Source organism: Ruegeria atlantica, assembly GCF_013032505.1.
Lineage (GTDB): Bacteria > Pseudomonadota > Alphaproteobacteria > Rhodobacterales > Rhodobacteraceae > Ruegeria > Ruegeria atlantica_F.
This window is the reverse complement of sequence record NZ_WQCG01000001.1, coordinates 95,872-112,921: the sequence shown is the minus strand read 5'-3', so window position 1 is coordinate 112,921 and position 17,050 is coordinate 95,872. Positions and strand designations below refer to the sequence as shown.

Annotated in this window: 14 protein-coding genes; 9 read left to right on the top strand and 5 right to left on the bottom strand. The window is 57.3% G+C overall.

The window, feature by feature from the left end; genetic code table 11:
- Nucleotides 1-50 precede the first annotated feature (50 nt).
- Complete coding sequence (locus GOW92_RS00565) at nucleotides 51-728, top strand: DUF502 domain-containing protein (protein WP_170557066.1); 678 nt, start codon at nucleotides 51-53, stop codon at nucleotides 726-728.
- Here GOW92_RS00565 and GOW92_RS00560 read toward each other — a convergent pair whose 3' ends face one another.
- Nucleotides 729-1,754: a patatin-like phospholipase family protein gene (locus tag GOW92_RS00560; protein WP_170557064.1), complete on the bottom strand. Its 1,026-nt coding sequence runs from the start codon at nucleotides 1,752-1,754 to the stop codon at nucleotides 729-731.
- Between the two features lie 63 nt (nucleotides 1,755-1,817).
- Entirely contained in the window at nucleotides 1,818-2,591 is a 774-nt protein-coding gene (locus GOW92_RS00555) for a 3-hydroxybutyrate dehydrogenase (protein WP_170557062.1), read from the bottom strand.
- Nucleotides 2,592-2,883: 292 nt separating this feature from the next.
- Between GOW92_RS00555 and GOW92_RS00550 the strand changes: the two genes are divergently transcribed.
- Both GOW92_RS00550 and GOW92_RS00545 read left to right on the top strand, forming a co-directional pair.
- Nucleotides 2,884-4,698, top strand: coding sequence for an extracellular solute-binding protein (locus GOW92_RS00550; protein WP_170557060.1), 1,815 nt, complete (start codon nucleotides 2,884-2,886; stop codon nucleotides 4,696-4,698).
- Nucleotides 4,699-5,168: 470 nt separating this feature from the next.
- Nucleotides 5,169-5,405 (top strand): hypothetical protein, encoded by a 237-nt coding sequence (locus GOW92_RS00545; protein WP_170557058.1) that lies wholly within the window; start codon nucleotides 5,169-5,171, stop codon nucleotides 5,403-5,405.
- Here GOW92_RS00545 and GOW92_RS00540 read toward each other — a convergent pair.
- Nucleotides 5,394-6,017, bottom strand: coding sequence for a helix-turn-helix domain-containing protein (locus GOW92_RS00540; protein ID WP_108858481.1), 624 nt, complete (start codon nucleotides 6,015-6,017; stop codon nucleotides 5,394-5,396). The two genes, GOW92_RS00545 and GOW92_RS00540, sit on opposite strands and share 12 nt — an antisense overlap.
- Nucleotides 6,018-6,082: 65 nt before the next feature.
- Here GOW92_RS00540 and GOW92_RS00535 point away from each other — a divergent pair, with 65 nt between their 5' ends.
- From GOW92_RS00535 to GOW92_RS00515, 5 genes are all read left to right on the top strand, one after another.
- Nucleotides 6,083-7,600, top strand: a complete 1,518-nt coding sequence (locus tag GOW92_RS00535) for a class I adenylate-forming enzyme family protein (protein ID WP_170557056.1) — start codon at nucleotides 6,083-6,085, stop codon at nucleotides 7,598-7,600.
- A complete protein-coding gene (locus GOW92_RS00530) occupies nucleotides 7,597-8,256 on the top strand; it encodes a DsbA family oxidoreductase (RefSeq protein ID WP_170557054.1) in 660 nt (219 codons plus the stop codon). Before GOW92_RS00535 ends, GOW92_RS00530 begins: the two co-directional genes overlap by 4 nt.
- A 75-nt stretch (nucleotides 8,257-8,331) precedes the next feature.
- Nucleotides 8,332-9,540 (top strand): multidrug effflux MFS transporter, encoded by a 1,209-nt coding sequence (locus tag GOW92_RS00525; RefSeq protein ID WP_170557052.1) that lies wholly within the window; start codon nucleotides 8,332-8,334, stop codon nucleotides 9,538-9,540.
- 57 nt (nucleotides 9,541-9,597) lie between these two features.
- Entirely contained in the window at nucleotides 9,598-11,262 is a 1,665-nt protein-coding gene (locus GOW92_RS00520) for a hypothetical protein (protein ID WP_170557050.1), read from the top strand.
- Complete coding sequence (locus GOW92_RS00515) at nucleotides 11,259-11,915, top strand: SH3 domain-containing protein (RefSeq protein WP_170557048.1); 657 nt, start codon at nucleotides 11,259-11,261, stop codon at nucleotides 11,913-11,915. Before GOW92_RS00520 ends, GOW92_RS00515 begins: the two co-directional genes overlap by 4 nt.
- On the opposite strand, the gene mfd is transcribed toward GOW92_RS00515, so the two are convergent.
- Nucleotides 11,912-15,355 carry a transcription-repair coupling factor gene (mfd, locus tag GOW92_RS00510; protein ID WP_170557046.1) on the bottom strand — a complete coding sequence of 1,148 codons (3,444 nt, stop codon included), beginning with the start codon at nucleotides 15,353-15,355 and terminating at the stop codon, nucleotides 11,912-11,914. The two genes, GOW92_RS00515 and mfd, sit on opposite strands and share 4 nt — an antisense overlap.
- A gap of 19 nt (nucleotides 15,356-15,374) precedes the next feature.
- Entirely contained in the window at nucleotides 15,375-15,902 is a 528-nt protein-coding gene (locus tag GOW92_RS00505; RefSeq protein ID WP_170557044.1) for a component of SufBCD complex, read from the bottom strand.
- Between the two features lie 118 nt (nucleotides 15,903-16,020).
- Between GOW92_RS00505 and hemB the strand changes: the two genes are divergently transcribed.
- On the top strand, nucleotides 16,021-17,019 hold the full coding sequence (gene hemB / locus GOW92_RS00500; protein WP_170557042.1) for a porphobilinogen synthase: 999 nt from the start codon (nucleotides 16,021-16,023) through the stop codon (nucleotides 17,017-17,019).
- Nucleotides 17,020-17,050 lie beyond the last annotated feature (31 nt).

Sequence of the window (17,050 nt, the reverse complement as noted above, 5' to 3'; positions counted from 1 at the left end):
ACCGCACCCGACTGCTTAACTAACTCGGCAGAAAACCGCTCAGGACCGCAATGAAAACGCCATTTGACGAAGAACCACATCGCCGCCCGGGTTTGTTTTCGCGACTTCGCGCGTCCTTCCTGACGGGTATTGTCGTGATTGCGCCGGTGTGGCTGACCATCTGGCTGATCTGGTCCGTGGTCGGATGGATCGACAGTGCGGTGCTGCCCATTATTCCTCAGCGGTTCCAACCGCAGGAATATGTGGGCATCAACCTGCGCGGTGTCGGCGTTGTCATATTCTTGATCTTCACCGTCATCGTCGGCTGGATAGCCAAAGGCATTCTGGGCCGATCTCTGATCCATTTCGCCGAAAGCCTTGTCAGCCGGATGCCTGTCGTCCGCTCGGTCTATTCAGGGATCAAGCAGATCTCGGAGACTGTGTTCGCTCAAACCGAACGGTCGTTCGAAAAAGCCTGCCTGATCCAATACCCACGCCGAGGCATCTGGGCGATTGGTTTTGTTTCCACCGCAGCAAAAGGCGAAGTCAGTCAACGGGCGGAAACGGGGGGTGAATTGCTGGGCGTTTTCGTCCCGACCACGCCAAACCCAACCTCGGGTTTCCTGTTGTTCTTCCCTGCCGAAGACGTGATCCTGTTGGATATGACTATCGAAGATGCAGCAAAGTTGGTGATTTCTGCGGGCCTTGTTTATCCCAACGGCAAAGACCCGACGCAACCGCCCGACTGATCAGCCAAACATCTCTGGCAGGTTGACCGTGCTGCGTGCGCCGAGGTCATCCTTGTTTTCCGACAAGAACTTATCCGCGGCGGCGCGCCCGGCAGCTTTCAGCTTGTGCAGGATAACAGGGTTTGGAACCGTCTTTGTCGCCACAGATAGTTCATTCATCAACTCATCATCCGCGATCATATGCACGAGAACCCGGTTCATCTCCCCTGCCTTCAGCTTACCTTCAGTTAACAGGCGCTGAACAAAGCTGATCGCCCGCAGCTCGCGAAACAGGGATGAGTTGAAGCTGATTTCGTTGATACGGTTCTGGATCTGCTGTGGCGTCTTCGGTATATCTTCCCGCTCTAGCGGATTGATGTTCACGATCACCACGTCGTCGGGAAGGTCGTTGTTGAACAAGGGATACAGCGCAGGATTGCCGGTATAGCCCCCGTCCCAATAAGCTTCGGTCCGACCAGACTTAGGGTCGAAAATCTCGACCGCCTGAAACAGGTTCGGCAAACAGGCCGACGCAAGGATGGCATCCGTCGAAATCTCATCCCCGGTAAACACCCGGATCTTGCCGCTTCGTACACAGGTCGCGCAGACAAACAACTGAGGGCCCTGATTTGTGCAGATCTCATCAAAGTTGAAACGATCCACGACCGGTTTCAGAGGATTGCGATAAAACGGACCGTAGGCATAAGGTGATACCAATCGAGACCAGGCATCGCCCACCGAAAAAGGCAGTGAATACTCCATCGACTGGGCAATCTGCGCGGGCTCCAGCGCCTGCATCCAGTTGGCAAGGCGCATATCACCTACCGCACCCATCCGCGCCCACAACCCGTCCAGACAGGCGCGCGCGCCATCGCGCCCGTTGTGGACCATTCCTGACTTGAAGGCAGCGCCGTTCAGCGCACCGGCCGAGGTCCCGGTGATAGCGGCAACCTCGATGTCCTCTTCGTCTAGAAGCCTGTCGAGAACACCCCAGGTAAAGGCACCATGCGCGCCACCACCCTGCAAAGCCAGATTGATCCGTTTCAACTTGCTAACCCTTCACCTTTTCCCCAATACCAAAGGGTACGAGGGCAGCGCCCCCGTGAAACCTCACAACGCCGTCCAGCCACCATCGACCGAGATCGTCGTACCCGTGATCTGCGCAGCTGCATCCGAGCAGAGGAAAATCGCGGTACCGCCCAGTTGTTCAACCGTCGCGAATTCCTTCGAAGGTTGCCGCTCAAGCATGACATTCTTGATCACGTCTTCACGGCTCATGTCGTATTCTTTCATTGTGTCCGGGATTTGGGCCTCGACCAATGGCGTCAGAACGTAACCCGGGCAGATCGCATTGCAGGTGATCGGTTCCTGCGCCGTTTCCAGCGCCACGGTCTTAGTCATGCCAACCACCCCATGCTTGGCCGCGACATAAGCCGCCTTGAACGGAGACGCCGTCAGACCATGGGCCGACGCGATGTTCACAATACGCCCCCACCCAGCATTGCGCATCATTGGCAACGCAGCGGCCATCGTGTGAAAGGTCGAGTTCATGTTGATCGCAATGATCGCGTCCCATTTTTCAACCGGAAACTGATCAACAGGCGCGACGTGCTGGATACCCGCGTTGTTCACCAGAATGTCGCATGCCCCCGCTTGCTCGACCAGCGCGCGGCATTCCTCACCTTTGGACATGTCCGCCTTGATGTAGCGTGCACTGGTACCGGTCTGCTGCGAGATCTCGGCAGCCAGGGCGTGATCTTCGTCGCGGTCTGTAAAGGAATTCAGCACTACGTTGGCCCCGGCCTTTGCCAACTCGCGCGCGACGCCCAAACCGATCCCCGAATTCGATCCAGTAATGATGGCTGTTTTTCCCGAAAGGCTCATGGCCGAACTCCCACAAAATCCACTTTGGCGACACACTGCCATGCTGCACGTGCAAAGAAAACGGGGAAACATCCGGGCTGCGCATCCAAGGTGTAATGCGCACAAAAAAACGCCCGCACGAAGCGGGCGTTAAGTTATTGAGGCAGGTTTCATACAGGCAAGAAACCTATCGAGCAGTGCATCCTTTATAAGCAATTCCGCGCCTTCGTCCAAGCTAAAAGTTTGAAAATAAGAAAAATCATCGCTACGGTGAATCCCAACAAAATAAGGCCAGAGCAGGATTGTTTCCAAAATGAGCCCCGATTTTCTCCGCCCCGTTCGTCCATTGATTGCGGGAATCACCGTGCTTTTGAGCACTTCAATTGCTCATGCAGAATCGGCCCATGGCATAGCTATGTATGGTGACCCGGCCCTACCACCGGATTTTGTGTCCCTGCCCTATGCAAATCCGGACGCACCCAAAGGTGGCAAAGTCGTTTTCGGAAATACGGGCGGCTATAACAGTTTGAACCCGTTCGTGCAAAAAGGCAGCTCGCCCTGGCAGTTGCGATTTTGGACCCATGAGAGCTTGATGGGCCGGTCCTGGGACGAACCTTTCACTCTTTACGGGCTATTAGCCGAATCGGTTGAGACTGCACCGGACCGGTCTTGGGTCGAATTCACCCTGCGCGAGAATGCCGAATTCTCGGACGGTACGCCGGTAACTGTCGATGATGTCATCTGGTCGTATGAGACGTTGGGCACTGAGGGTCACCTGCGTTATCGCGGACTATGGGGCAAGATCGACAGCATTGAACAGACTGGCCCCCGCTCGGTGCGTATCACCTTTAACGAAGCTGACCGCGAGCTTGCCCTGATCGCCGGCCTGCGCCCGATCCTGCAGAAGGCTCAGTGGGAGGGCAAAGATTTCGCCAATGCCGGACTCCATGACATTCCGGTCGGCACAGGCCCCTATGTTGTCGACGGCTATGAGGCCGGACGATACGTGACCCTGAAACGGAACCCGGACTATTGGGGCGCCGATATCCCCTTTCGGCGTGGCACGATGAACCTGGATGAAATGCGGATCGAGTTTTACGGCGACGGCACTGTTCTGTTTGAGGCGTTTAAAGCCGGAGAACTTACCGCGGTGCGTGAATTCAATGCCGACAAATGGGCAAATCAGTACAGTTTCCCGGCCGTCCAGCGTGGGGATGTCGTCAAGACCGAGATCCCCCACGGCAAGCCTTCGGGCATGACCGGATTTGTAATGAACACACGCAAGGCGCCATTTGACGACTGGCGTGTTCGCGAAGCGCTGACACTGGCGTTCAATTTCGAATTCATCAACGACACGATTACCGGCAATGCACAGCCGCGTATCACATCCTACTTCTCGGGCTCGGATCTAGCAATGCAGCCCGGACCAGCAGAAGGGCGTGTGGAAGAACTTTTATTGGCGTTCAAAGACGACCTGCCCCCCGGAACGCTTGAGGGCTATACCCTGCCGGAAAGCGATGGATCGGCCCGCAACCGATCCAACATCCGCGCGGCCACCAAACTGCTGGCCGAAGCAGGATGGACCATTCAAGACGGTGTGCTGCGCAACGCGAACGGCGATGCTTTTACCCTGACTGTACTCCTGCAACAGGGCGACACCGAAAGCGAAACGGCAACAGAGATCTATTCTCGCGCGCTGGAACGCCTTGGTATTCAGGTGAATACCGAACAGGTCGACAGTGCCCAGTTCACAAGCCGTACGTCCGAGCTGGATTTCGATATGACCTATTTCCGTCGTGCGTTATCCCTGTCGCCCGGCAACGAACAGCGCCTGTACTGGGGCAGCGAAAACGCTGACACTCCAGGAACACGGAACCTTATGGGTGTGGCCTCGCCCGCCGTGGACGGAATGATTGACGCCATGCTGGCCTCGGAAAGTCATGAGGATTTCGTCGCTGCAACGCGAGCGCTTGATCGTGTTCTGACCGCTGGGCGGTATGTCATTCCGATATGGAATTTCGATGTGGGCCGGATCGCACACGCCAAGGAACTCAGGCAGCCGGAAAGCTTGCCCATCTACGGCGACGGACCAGAGTACATGCCACAGGTTTGGTGGTACGAAGAGTAGCTGGCCGTGCGATTTGCCCACAAAGCGTCGGCGGAAATCGGCACACTGTGAACAATCACCTCATATTGCGTGTCAAAATTTCATGTTGGCGACATGTTGTAGCCGACCCTACGTCAAGTGTTCACATAAAAAACTCACACAAAAAGCTTTACTGAACGGCCTTTAGCGATATAGCTTGTACATATATTGCAGTATACTGCGCGAACTGATTATTGCTTTGAATTTCAAAACGTAACTCTTCGTAAGGTACGCTGCACATCAAATCTACGGACCGGCCTCCACTCACTCAAAAATCAGGTCCGTCTGCCCGTTGCGGAATGGCTGCAACGGGCACTTTCTCCCCCCTCAAAAAAGCAACCATCACCCGATCCCAGGTGCGACATTTTGTCATGCCCGAACGCACCAACTGCGTTCGTAGGCTGAGTCACAGGGCGAGCGGTTTTGAAACCATTAAAACGGAAAGCTGTCTAATGTTGAAATGGACCGATCTGACGCAAGACCTGGACGCTATGTATACGCGCGCCAAACGGAGATTTCCGAACCTGCGGGATCAGGACATGGTGCGGTTAAGCCAAGACCGCAAACGTTTCGAGGCGTACCTGGCCGAACGCCATCAACTGACTATGAACGAAGCCCACGAAGAGCTTGAGGATTTTTTGTTCACAGAAGGATTGAATCGCGAATTCAGCCGGTCGTTAAGTAAGTGATGTCACCCACAGGATCATTGCATCTTCGTCGCTGACCGAGATTACATTGTGACCCATGCTCCCGTCGTAGTAGGCGCTGTCGCCGCGGCGCATCTCGACTGGTTCATAAAACTCGGTGTAAAGGCGCACGACCCCCGTCAGCACATACAAAAACTCTTCGCCATCGTGACGAACCCAGCCGTCGAACTCATCCATTGACCGCGCGCGTACGCGGGCCCGATAAGGCAGCATTTGCTTTTTTGTCAGGGTTTCGGCCAGAAGTTCATGCTCGTAAGTGGTTGTGGGATGCGCAGACCCTTCGCCCATGCGCGTCACGGCCATCCGGCCAATCACCTGATCCCGCTGCGGCGGCGTAAACAACTGCGGCACCGAGATCTCCAGACCAGTCGCCAGCTTTTTCAGCGCGTCATAGGTGGGCGACATCTGACCGTTCTCAATTTTACTGAGCGTTGACCGCGCCAGCCCAGCCTGGGTTGCCGCTTGTTCCAACGTCCACTTTCGTGCTTTGCGCAATTCGCGCACGCGCGCGCCGAGGTCCAGTGGTTCAACTTCCGTATGTTCGCCCGAGTCCCGGGCAATACGGATCAGAGATGTCTGGTCTTGGGTGCTCATGCGTCATTCTATAGGCCCAGCCCGTCGCGCTTGCAACGCACCAGTGGTCGCGCTAGCCAGTTGCCATGCTTTCAATATTCGATCAGGGGCCGCCCCCGGCCTGCCCGTCCCCGTTCAATCTGGCTGCGCATGTGTTGCGCTATGCGGATACGCTTTCGGACAAAACCGCACTGTCTGTGGTCGGTGCCGCAGACGCCAGGAATTGGACGTATGGGACGTTGCAGCAGGCTATTCTGGGCACGGGCACAGGTTTGCTGAATGCCGGTCTGAAGCCCGGTGATATCGCATTGATGCGTCTTGGGAACACGGTCGACTTCCCGATTGCCTATCTGGGGGCAATTGCCGTTGGGATTGTCCCGGTCCCCACATCATCGCAACTGACTGAACCAGAAACAGCACGCATGATCGAAGATCTTAAACCCGCTGCAATCCTGCGCGACTCGCAAGTTGCGTGCGCCGCCCACCCGGTTCAGATCAACCTGTCCGACTTGACCAAAATGCGCGACCTGCCTGCGGCCGAGTATCAAATGGGTGACCCGGAGCGGATGGCCTACGTTGTCTATACATCTGGCACGTCGGGAAAACCGAGGGCCGTAGCCCACGCCCACCGCGCCATCTGGGCACGCCAGATGATGGTAGATGGCTGGTACGGTCTGCGTAAGAGTGATCGTTTGTGCCACGCGGGGGCCTTCAACTGGACATATACTCTGGGTACGGGGTTGATGGACCCGTGGACAATCGGCGCGACTGCCTTGATCCCCGAACCGGGCACCGAACTGGCCGACTTGCCCGGGCTGCTGCGTCACCATCAGGCGACAATTTTTGCTGCCGCTCCCGGCGTGTTCAGAAAGGTACTGGGCATGCAGAATAACCTGCACCTGCCGGACCTGCGACATGGGTTGTGCGCCGGCGAAAAGTTGTCGCGCCATCTGCACGAACAATGGACACAGGAAACTGGCACCGAGCTGTATGAGGCGTATGGGATGTCCGAGTGCTCGACCTTCATTTCCTCCAGCCCGACCCATCCGGCGCGCGGCGATGCGTTGGGGCAACCTCAGCCCGGACGCCGCGTCGCGATCCTGGGGACTGATGGGCCGGTAATGCAGGGACAAGAGGGTACGATTGCCGTGCACAAATCCGACCCCGGCCTGATGCTCACCTACCTAAACGCCCCGGACGAGGCCGAAGCCAGAATGCAGGGCGACTGGTTCCTGACCGGCGATCAGGGGGCCATGGCCGTGGACGGACAAATCACTTACCTAGGCCGGGATGACGACATGATGAACGCGGGCGGCTATAGAGTGTCGCCGGTTGAAGTTGAGGCCGCTCTGTCCAGATACTCCGGCATTGCGCAGGTTGGGGCCGCTGCCATCGAAGTCAAACAGGACACATTTGTGATAGCGGCCTTTTATACAGGGCCAGAAGAACTGGACGAAAACGCCCTGCGCACCTATGTCGAGGCAAACCTGGCGCGTTACAAGCAACCGCGCGCTTTCATCCATCTGGCCGAACTGCCAACTGGCGGAAACGGCAAACTTCTGCGCCGGGCGCTGCCGGCCTACTTCAAGGCGACCAACGAATGACCCAGACCGTCAAGCTTGATATCATGTCCGATCCGATCTGCCCATGGTGCTATATCGGCAAGACCCATCTGGACAAGGCGCTGGCCGCAATCCCCGACCACCCTTTCGTTATCGAATGGCATCCCTTTCAGCTGAACCCTGACATGCCGGACGCGGGCATGGACCGCCGCGAGTACCTTGAACGCAAGTTTGGCGGCAAGGAAGGTGCCGTGCGCGCCTATGCTCCGGTCGTCGAACATGCCGAGAATGCAGGCCTGAAGATCGATTTCGAAGGCATGGAACGCACGCCCAACACTCTGGACGCCCATCGCCTGATCCACTGGGCCGGAATCGAGGGTAAGCAGAACGCAGTGGTCGATGCACTGTTTGACGCCTATTTCGTGCAGGCCCGCGATATCGGCGATCACGAGGTTCTGGCGGATATTGCCGACAATGCCGGAATGGACGCAGCGGTCGTTCTGAAACTGCTGAAATCCGACGCCGACCGCGAGGATATCAGCAACCGCGACAGCCATTCACGGCAGATGGGTGTGAGTTCGGTTCCGACCTTCATTGTCGCCAATCAGCATGCCGTCCCCGGGGCGCAACCCCCTGAAATGTGGGAAAAAGTAATTGCTGAAATCATGTCTCAACTTGAGGCTTCTCCTGCAAATTAGCACAGACCCCTGTGCAAATTGACACCTAGCGTCAGCTGATTTGCCGTGATAGCGCGAACAAGTCAGGAGGGCGCTATGGCCAATCGCATGTCACGGGGTGAGTTCGTAGCACTTGTCGCAATGATGTTTGCGACGATCGCGTTTTCGATTGATTCCATGCTGCCTGCGCTGCCAAAGATCGGTGAGCAGCTTAGCCCCGACGACATTAACAAAGCCCAGTTGATCCTGACCTCGTTTGTGTTGGGTATGGGGATAGGCACGTTTTTCACCGGTCCGCTGTCCGACGCCTTTGGCCGTAAGCCCGTGATCTACGTCGGATCGGCGTTGTACATCATCGCAGCAGCGGCTGCTTGGGCCAGCTCCTCGCTCGAGGTGTTGCTGGTCGCTCGTATCTTCCAGGGGATCGGATGTGCTGCCCCACGAGTGGTGGCCATGGCGATTATCCGTGACCTGTATTCAGGTCGTGAGATGGCGCGGATCGTGTCGATTGCCATGATGATCTTCACCCTAGTTCCGGCAATTGCGCCGATGCTGGGCGCCGGAGTGATCGCTTTGACTGGATGGCGGGGCATCTTTGCCTCATTCATCCTGTTTTCACTTATTACCATCGTCTGGATGGGTCTGCGCCTTCCGGAACCTCTGTCGATCGAGAACCGTCGCCCGCTGCGCCTGCCCCTGATGCTGGACGCCGCCCGTCAGATGCTCACGCACCCAACCGTTCGATTGTCGATCATGGTACAAACGCTGTGCCTTGGGATGCTGTTCACCATGTTAACGATGGTTCAGCCGGTCTATGACATCGTTCACGACAGCGCTGACAGCTTTCCGTTTTGGTTCGGCGTTGTGGCATTGATGGCCGGGTCAGCCAGCCTGTTGAACGCAGCGCTTGTTATAAAATTGGGCATGCGACGGATCGTAACGTGGTCGTTGGGGGCTCAGGTCATCTTTACCACCGCCGTCATTGTTCTAAACGCAACAGACCTTTCCCCGACGATGTCCTTTGCGGTTTTTGTCAGCTGGCAAACCGCCGTCTTCTTCATGGCGGGCATGACCATGGGCAATCTGAACGCCATCGCGATGGAGCCGATGGGCCATATCGCGGGCATGGCAGCCTCGGTGATTGGGGCGATCTCGACCGTATTTGCAGCCGCCATTGCAGCCCCTATCGGGCAACTGTTCGACGGTTCCATCATTCCTTTGGCCGTAGGTATCCTGACCATGAGCATCCTGGGCTTCGGCCTGATGCTGCACATGGGGCGGATCGAAAACAGGCTGCCCGCCTGATCTGTGCAGGGACTGAAATTCAGGTTAACCTCTGCTCAATGTGAGTGGAGATTTTCTGTGAGCGAATATTACAATCTTGGCGCATATTCCTACCCGATAACAACCGCCTCACCGGACGCGCAGCTTTGGTTCGACCGGGGATTGAACTGGACCTACGGCTATAATCACGACGAAGCGGTCGTGTGCTTTCAGCGCGCGCTTGAATACGACCCAGACTGTGCGATGGCCCACTGGGGCGTGGCCTACGCGGCGGGGCCAAACTACAACCTGCCATGGAACCTCTTGGATGACCGTGGGCAGCGAAAGGCGCTGGCGCTGGCCTTTGATGCCACGCAGAAAGCCGTGGCTCTGATCGATAACTGCACATCGGTTGAACAGGCCCTGATCCGCGCCCTGCCCGCGCGGTATCCTCAACGCGATCCCGTCGACGACATGCACACCTGGGACCACGACTTTGCCGATGCGATGCGGGCGGCGTTTGGCGAGCAGCCTGACCACCTTGATCTGCGCACTATATATGTCGAGGCGTTGCTCAACCTGACTCCTTGGCAGATGTGGAACTTGAGAACCGGTGAGCCCGCTGAAGGCGCAGCCACGTTGGAGGCGCAAAAAGCCCTGGAAGACGCAATGTCCGACGATCCGGCAGCCATGTCGCACCCGGGCTTGCTGCATCTCTATGTTCATCTGATGGAGATGTCGCCGACACCAGAAAAGGCGCTGAAGGCTGGGGATGTCCTGCGCACACTGGTTCCAGATGCAGGGCACCTGGTGCACATGCCCCCCCATATCGATGTCCTGTGCGGGCATTATCAGAACGTCGTCCATTGGAACGAAAAGGCGACCGAGGCCGATCTGAAGTATTATGAGCGCGAAGGCGCGTTCAATATCTACACAGGCTATCGCCAGCACGACTATCACTTTGCTATCTATGGCGCGCTGTTTCTTGGCCAGATGGAACCTGCCCTGCGCGCCAATCAGGGCATATGGGACACCACGCCGGAAGAGATGTTGCGCACCGAAAGCCCGCCCATGGCGGATTTCTTCGAAAGCTACATGTCGATGGGGCCGCATATCCTGATCCGATTTGGTCGGTGGGAAGAGGCAAAAGCCCTTTCCCTGCCTGAGGACCAGGACCTCTACCGCACCGTCACCGCGACCACCCATTACGCCCGTGCAATCGCTTTTGCCGCCACAGATCAGGTCGCCGAGGCCGAAGCCGAAGAGAAGCTATTCCTCGCCGCCAAAGATCGGGTGCCGGAAACTCGCCTGCTGCACAACAACCGCATGATCGACCTGTTGGAAATTGCCCGCGAAATGCTGCGCGGAGAGATTGAGTATCGCAAAGGGAATTATGACGCAGCCTACGGCCATCTGCGCCGCTCGGTCGAACTGGACGACACACTGCCCTACGACGAACCCTGGGGCTGGATGCAACCCACCCGTCACGCGCTCGGGGCGCTGTTGTTTGAACAAGGTCACGTGGCTGAGGCCGAAGTGGTTTACCGCGAAGATCTGGGGCTTGGTGGCACCCTCAGCCGTGCTTCAATCCACCCTGATAACGTCTGGAGCCTGAAAGGTCTGCATGATTGTCTGAAGGCCCGCGGCGAGACCGTCGAAATCAAACTGATCAAACAGCGATTGGATATTGCACTGGCGCGCGCTGATCGGGCCGTCGGAGCCTCGTGTTTCTGCGCTCAGGCCGCGATGGAGGCAGCCGAATGACCCGCGCATTGCTGCTATTGCTTCTGGCCGGCAGCCCGGCCCTTGCCGACCGTCAGTCCTTTCCGCCAGTCGACGAGGCAGAACGCGATCCCACTTTAGTGGCTTTTCGGGACAGCCTGTCGGCAAGCGTGGCGGCTCGGGACACCAAAGCAGTGATCGCGGCCGTTTGCCCGGATATCTACCTGAGCCATGGCGGGTCTGGTGGGCCCGAAGAGTTTCTCGAATACCTCGACCCGGCAACCGGTGACGCTCAAGAAGACCAGAACCGCGAAACTTATTGGAACGACTTGGAAACCACCCTGTCCCAGCCGGGCTATTTTGACGACGAGGGCGAATTCTGGATGCCACATCAATGGCAGATCACCCTCCCCGCGTCTCTGGATCCATTTGTGACCTACTTCGTCACGGGTCAGAATGTGACCCTTCGGCAAGCCGCCGAGCCGGGCGCACCTGTACTGAACCAAATCAGCCATGAGATCGTCATCATCACAAACTATCGCGACGACACCGACTATCAGCCTGTCATGCTGACCGACGGTACACGCGGATTCATGCACCGTGATTTTCTGTGGCCCATGACCGGCCACCGCGCCGCGTTCGTGAAATCGGACACAGGCGACTGGCAGTTATGCACTTTTGTCAGCGGAGACTAGGCTTTCGCTTTTTTCTTCTTTTCAGCCAGATCACGGGCGATTGCGAATGCGCCTTTGATCTTGTCGCTGTCCTTCTTCCAGTCGCGCCTTACAACAATCTTGTTGTCCTTGACCTTGGCTAGTCCGCGCTGGTTCTGAATGAATTCAACCAGCCCCTGAGGCGAAGCAAACTTATCGTTGTGGAATTGTATCGTCGCCCCTTTGGGTCCGCCATCCAACTTGGCAATTCCTGCTCGTTTGCACATCGCCTTGATACGCACGACCAGCATCAGCGTGTTAACCTCTTTCGGTAGCGTCCCGAAACGGTCAATCAATTCAGCGGCAAAGCCTTCCAATTCGACCTTGGTCGAAAGCGACGACAAGCGACGATAGAGGCCCAAACGCACATCCAGATCGGGCACGTAGTCTTCGGGGATCAGAACCGGTACGCCCAGATTGATCTGCGGCGCCCATTGGTCATCGGCATCGGACAGCCCCTCCATCTCGCCTGCTTTGATCTTGGCGATCGCCTCTTCCAGCATGGATTGATAAAGCTCATAGCCGACGTCGCGCATCTGGCCGGATTGTTCCTCACCCAGAAGGTTGCCCGCACCCCGAATATCGAGATCCTGCGAAGCCAGCGTGAAGCCTGCTCCGAGTGTATCGAGTGACCCCAACACACGCAGACGCTTTTCGGCAGTGGCGGTTAGCTTCTGGCGCGGCTTGGTAGTCAAATACGCATAAGCGCGGGTTTTAGAGCGACCCACTCGGCCGCGGATCTGATAAAGCTGAGCCAGGCCGAACATATCTGCCCGGTGCACGACCATCGTGTTGGCGGTTGGAATATCCAGCCCGCTTTCCACAATCGTGGTTGCCAGAAGCACGTCGTACTTGCCGTCATAAAAGGCGTTCATCCGGTCGTCGAGTTCACCCGCCGCCATTTGCCCATGCGCCACCATATAGGTCAGCTCGGGCAGTTGTTCTTTCAGGAATTCCTCAATCTCTGGAAGGTCCGAGATGCGCGGGACAACATAGAAACTCTGTCCGCCTCGATAATGTTCACGCAGCAGCGCCTCGCGAATGGTAACCGCGTCGAATTCGCTGACATACGTGCGAATGGCAAGACGATCGATGGGCGGCGTGCCGATAATCGACAGATCGCGCACGCCGGTCAGCGACAGCTGCAGCGTCCGTGGGATCGGCGTGGCGGTCAGGGTCAAAACATGAATGTCGCTGCGCAGCTGTTTCAGGCGCTCCTTGTGACCTACGCCAAAATGCTGTTCTTCGTCGATGATCAACAGGCCCAGATTGTTGAACCGGATACCTTTGGCCAGCAAGGCATGTGTGCCGATAACAATATCCACGGTCCCGCGCGCCAGACCATCGCGGGTCTGCTGAGCTTCTTTCGCGGACACAAACCGTGACAACTGCCGAACCTCAAGCGGGAAGCCACGGAACCGTTCCTTGAAGCTGGCTGCATGCTGACGGGCCAGCAAGGTTGTCGGTGCGATCACGGCCACCTGGACGCCGGACATCGCAGCGACAAAGGCCGCGCGCATGGCAACCTCGGTTTTGCCAAAGCCCACGTCACCACAGATCAACCGATCCATAGGCGCACCGGAATGCATATCTTCCATCACTTCGGAAATCGCGCGCAGCTGGTCGTCGGTTTCCTGATATGGAAAGCGGGCGCTGAACTCCTCCCACGCGTGTGGGGGCGGATCCATGACCGGAGCTTTGCGCAAGGCTCGCTCAGCGGCGATGCGGATCAGCTTATCCGCCATTTCGCGGATGCGCTCTTTCAGCTTGGCTTTCTTTGCCTGCCATGCGCCGCCGCCCAGACGATCCAGCAAACCTTCATCATGGCCATATTTCGAAAGCAGTTCGATGTTTTCGACCGGCAAATACAGCTTGGACTGTTCTGCATATTCCAACAGCAGGCATTCATGCGCGGCACCGGCGGCCGTGACCACTTCCATCCCCATGTAACGCCCGATCCCGTGATCGACGTGAACCACCAGATCGCCAGGGGACAGTGATTGGGTTTCGGTCAGGAAATTCTCGGCCTTGCGACGTTTCTTGGGTTGACGGATCAGGCGATCACCCAACACGTCCTGCTCGGCGATCACAGTCATACCGGGCGTTTCAAACCCGTGCTCCAGCGCCCAGACCGCCAAATGCAGCCCGCGTTTGCCAATCCGCGTTCCATCGGTGACAGGGATGGCTTCGGCCAGGCCTTCATCCTCGATCAAGCCGGTCAGGCGTTCGCGCGCGCCCTCGGAATACGACGCAATCAAGACAGGCCCCTTGGCCATCTTGTCGGTGATATGGCTTGCCAAAGCGCCAAACAGACTGATGCTTTCCTGTTGCCGCTCCGGTGCAAAGTTGCGCCCGATACGGCCGCCTGTGTCGATCACACCAGGGCCGCTGGCCTGAGGCAGCGGGCTGAACTGCATCACCCGCCTGTCCCCGACCGCCTGCTCCCACGCGGCATCGTCCAGATAGAGCAGTCCGGGCGGCGTTGGCTTATACACCGTGTCCATGCGCGAGCGATTTTCCAACGCCAGACGCCGCGTTTCATATTGATCGGCAATCGTGTCCCAGCGGGCCAGCCGTGCCGGCGTCACCTGATCATCCACGGTGATCGTTGCATCCGGCAGATAATCGAACAGGGTTTCCAGCTTTTCGTGGAAAAAGGGCAGCCAGTGTTCGATGCCCTGGTGCTTGCGGCCAGCGCTAATCGCCTCGTACAGCGGATCGTCGGTGCCTGCCGCGCCAAACTCGATACGATAGTTCTGGCGGAACCGTGTAATGGCAGCCTCATCCAGAATGACCTCGGACACCGGGGCCAATTCGACCATGTCCAGCTTCTCGGTTGTGCGCTGCGAGACCGGGTCAAATCGGCGCGCGCCATCCAGCACGTCACCGAACAGATCCAGACGCACGGGGCCGGATTCACCCGGTGGATAGATGTCGATAATGCCGCCTCGAATGGCATAGTCGCCGGGTTCCATCACCGTGGGGCTTTGGGTAAATCCCATTCGAACGAGGAATTTCCGCAATGCCGTTTCATCAACGCGATGGTTCACGCGGGCGGTAAATGCCGCCTCGCGCAACACATCACGCGCGGGCACCCGCTGGGTTGCTGCATTCAACGTGGTCAGCAGGACAAACCGGTCCGGCATCTGATGCACCAGTGCTGCCAAAGTCGCCACGCGTGCGGCCGCAATATCAGCATTGGGTGATACCCTATCATAGGGCAAGCAGTCCCACCCGGGAAACACGAAGACCGGCATGTCCGGCGCAAAGAAGGCCAATGCGGCGCGCATCGCCTCCATCCGTTTGTCATCACGCGCGACATGACAGACCGGCCCGCCAACGCGCGCGATTTCATTCAGAACAAGCTGCGCGTCAAACCCTTCAGGAGCGCCGCCAACCGTCACATGGTTCGGAGCCGTCATCGCCTTGCCTTTCTGATTTTCATCCCCCGAGAACACCGATCGAGACGTTCTGGTACATACCCCAAAGTGAAGTAATGACAATTGAGATCATGCCAATGATCTGGGTGTAAATCCGGCAGCGTACAAGGATCTTCGATATGCTCTCAAGCACCGGTTCGGTGACCTGCAGTTTTCGCGCGGCGCGTATATTGATCAGCGTCACCAAACACAAAGGAAACAGCAACAGAAACACGGCCTGGGCGAATTCTACCCCATAATAGAAACCAAGCATCGCGAGCCCGGTAAACAAAAAGCAGCTCAAAGCAAGAATAATCAGCCCTGACATGTCAACGATGTACAGCAACCTGTTCCCGTTGATCCTAACGATATCCAGCAGGTCTTGCTCGGATTGTCCTCCAACACGGCGCGCACGCACTAGCAGATCGAAGGGAACCCCCATCGCCCAGTGGCTGGCCGAGGACCAAAGCACCGCCAAGGCAATCCAATACCACAGATTCGAAAAGCTGCGCATGTCGATGAGTTCGAAAATCGAAGAGTGCAAATCCACGCATCAGCCCTTTGTTCATTGTCTCTGGGGCGTTCTTGGTGCAGCGCGTCCAATGTTACCCTTGAGACCACCGGGAATTCATGCCACCCAATGCACGATTATTCAAGGAGAGCGCGACATGAAACCGACTATCGCCCCCTACCCCCAGACACGATTTCGCAGAGCGCGCCAATCCGACGCCATTCGCGGGCTGGTGCGGGAAAACGCGCTGACCACCGACGATCTGATCTGGCCAGTTTTTGTGCGCGATGGTGAAGGTATCGAAGAACCCGTACCTTCGATGCCCGGCGTTGTCCGTCGTTCGGTTGACCTTATCGCCAAGGCCGCAGTCGAGGCCCAGGCGTTGGGCATCCCGGCGATCTGCATCTTTCCCTACACCGATACCAGCCTGAAAACCGAAGACTGTGCCGAGGCGTGGAACGCAGACAACCTGTCGAACCGGGCGATCCGGGCGATCAAGACAGCGGCTCCGGATATTGCTGTGATGACCGACGTTGCTCTAGACCCATATAACATCAACGGCCATGACGGTTATGTCGTCGACGGCGAGATCGTAAATGATCAGACCGTTGAAGCGCTGGTCAAGATGACGCTGGCGCAGGCTGAGGCCGGGGCCGACATCATTGGCCCTTCGGACATGATGGATGGTCGTATTGGTGCGATGCGTCGCGCGCTTGAGGGTGCCGGGCACCACAATGTGATGATCCTCAGCTATGCAGCCAAATATGCCAGCGCATTCTATGGCCCCTTCCGCGATGCAGTAGGCGCGTCGGGTGCGCTGACCGGAGATAAGAAGACCTACCAGATGGACCCGGCCAATTCGAACGAGGCACTACGCCTGATCGAACGAGATCTGACCGAAGGTGCCGACATGGTAATGATCAAGCCCGGGATGCCATATCTGGATATCTGTCGCCGCGTGAAAGACACGTTTGGCGCGCCCACTTACGCCTATCAGGTGTCCGGTGAATACGCGATGGTACAGGCTGCGGCGCAGAACGGCTGGATTGATGGCGAAAAAGTCATGCTGGAAAGCTTACTAGCCTTCAAGCGCGCGGGTTGCGACGGAATCCTGACATACTTTGCACCACAGGTCGCGCGCGTTCTACAGGGCTAAATCCCCGGGCGCTCGCGACTTTTCGCCTATT

What these genes read in the sequence shown, in the direction of transcription:
- GOW92_RS00565 (WP_170557066.1), top strand. Translation starts at nt 51, where the DNA reads ATGAAAACGCCATTTGACGAAGAACCACATCGCCGCCCGGGTTTGTTT.
- GOW92_RS00555 (WP_170557062.1), bottom strand. Translation starts at nt 2,591, where the DNA reads ATGAGCCTTTCGGGAAAAACAGCCATCATTACTGGATCGAATTCGGGG.
- GOW92_RS00550 (WP_170557060.1), top strand. Translation starts at nt 2,884, where the DNA reads ATGAGCCCCGATTTTCTCCGCCCCGTTCGTCCATTGATTGCGGGAATC.
- GOW92_RS00545 (WP_170557058.1), top strand. Translation starts at nt 5,169, where the DNA reads ATGTTGAAATGGACCGATCTGACGCAAGACCTGGACGCTATGTATACG.
- GOW92_RS00540 (WP_108858481.1), bottom strand. Translation starts at nt 6,017, where the DNA reads ATGAGCACCCAAGACCAGACATCTCTGATCCGTATTGCCCGGGACTCG.
- GOW92_RS00535 (WP_170557056.1), top strand. Translation starts at nt 6,083, where the DNA reads ATGCTTTCAATATTCGATCAGGGGCCGCCCCCGGCCTGCCCGTCCCCG.
- GOW92_RS00530 (WP_170557054.1), top strand. Translation starts at nt 7,597, where the DNA reads ATGACCCAGACCGTCAAGCTTGATATCATGTCCGATCCGATCTGCCCA.
- GOW92_RS00525 (WP_170557052.1), top strand. Translation starts at nt 8,332, where the DNA reads ATGGCCAATCGCATGTCACGGGGTGAGTTCGTAGCACTTGTCGCAATG.
- GOW92_RS00515 (WP_170557048.1), top strand. Translation starts at nt 11,259, where the DNA reads ATGACCCGCGCATTGCTGCTATTGCTTCTGGCCGGCAGCCCGGCCCTT.
- mfd (WP_170557046.1), bottom strand. Translation starts at nt 15,355, where the DNA reads ATGACGGCTCCGAACCATGTGACGGTTGGCGGCGCTCCTGAAGGGTTT.
- hemB (WP_170557042.1), top strand. Translation starts at nt 16,021, where the DNA reads ATGAAACCGACTATCGCCCCCTACCCCCAGACACGATTTCGCAGAGCG.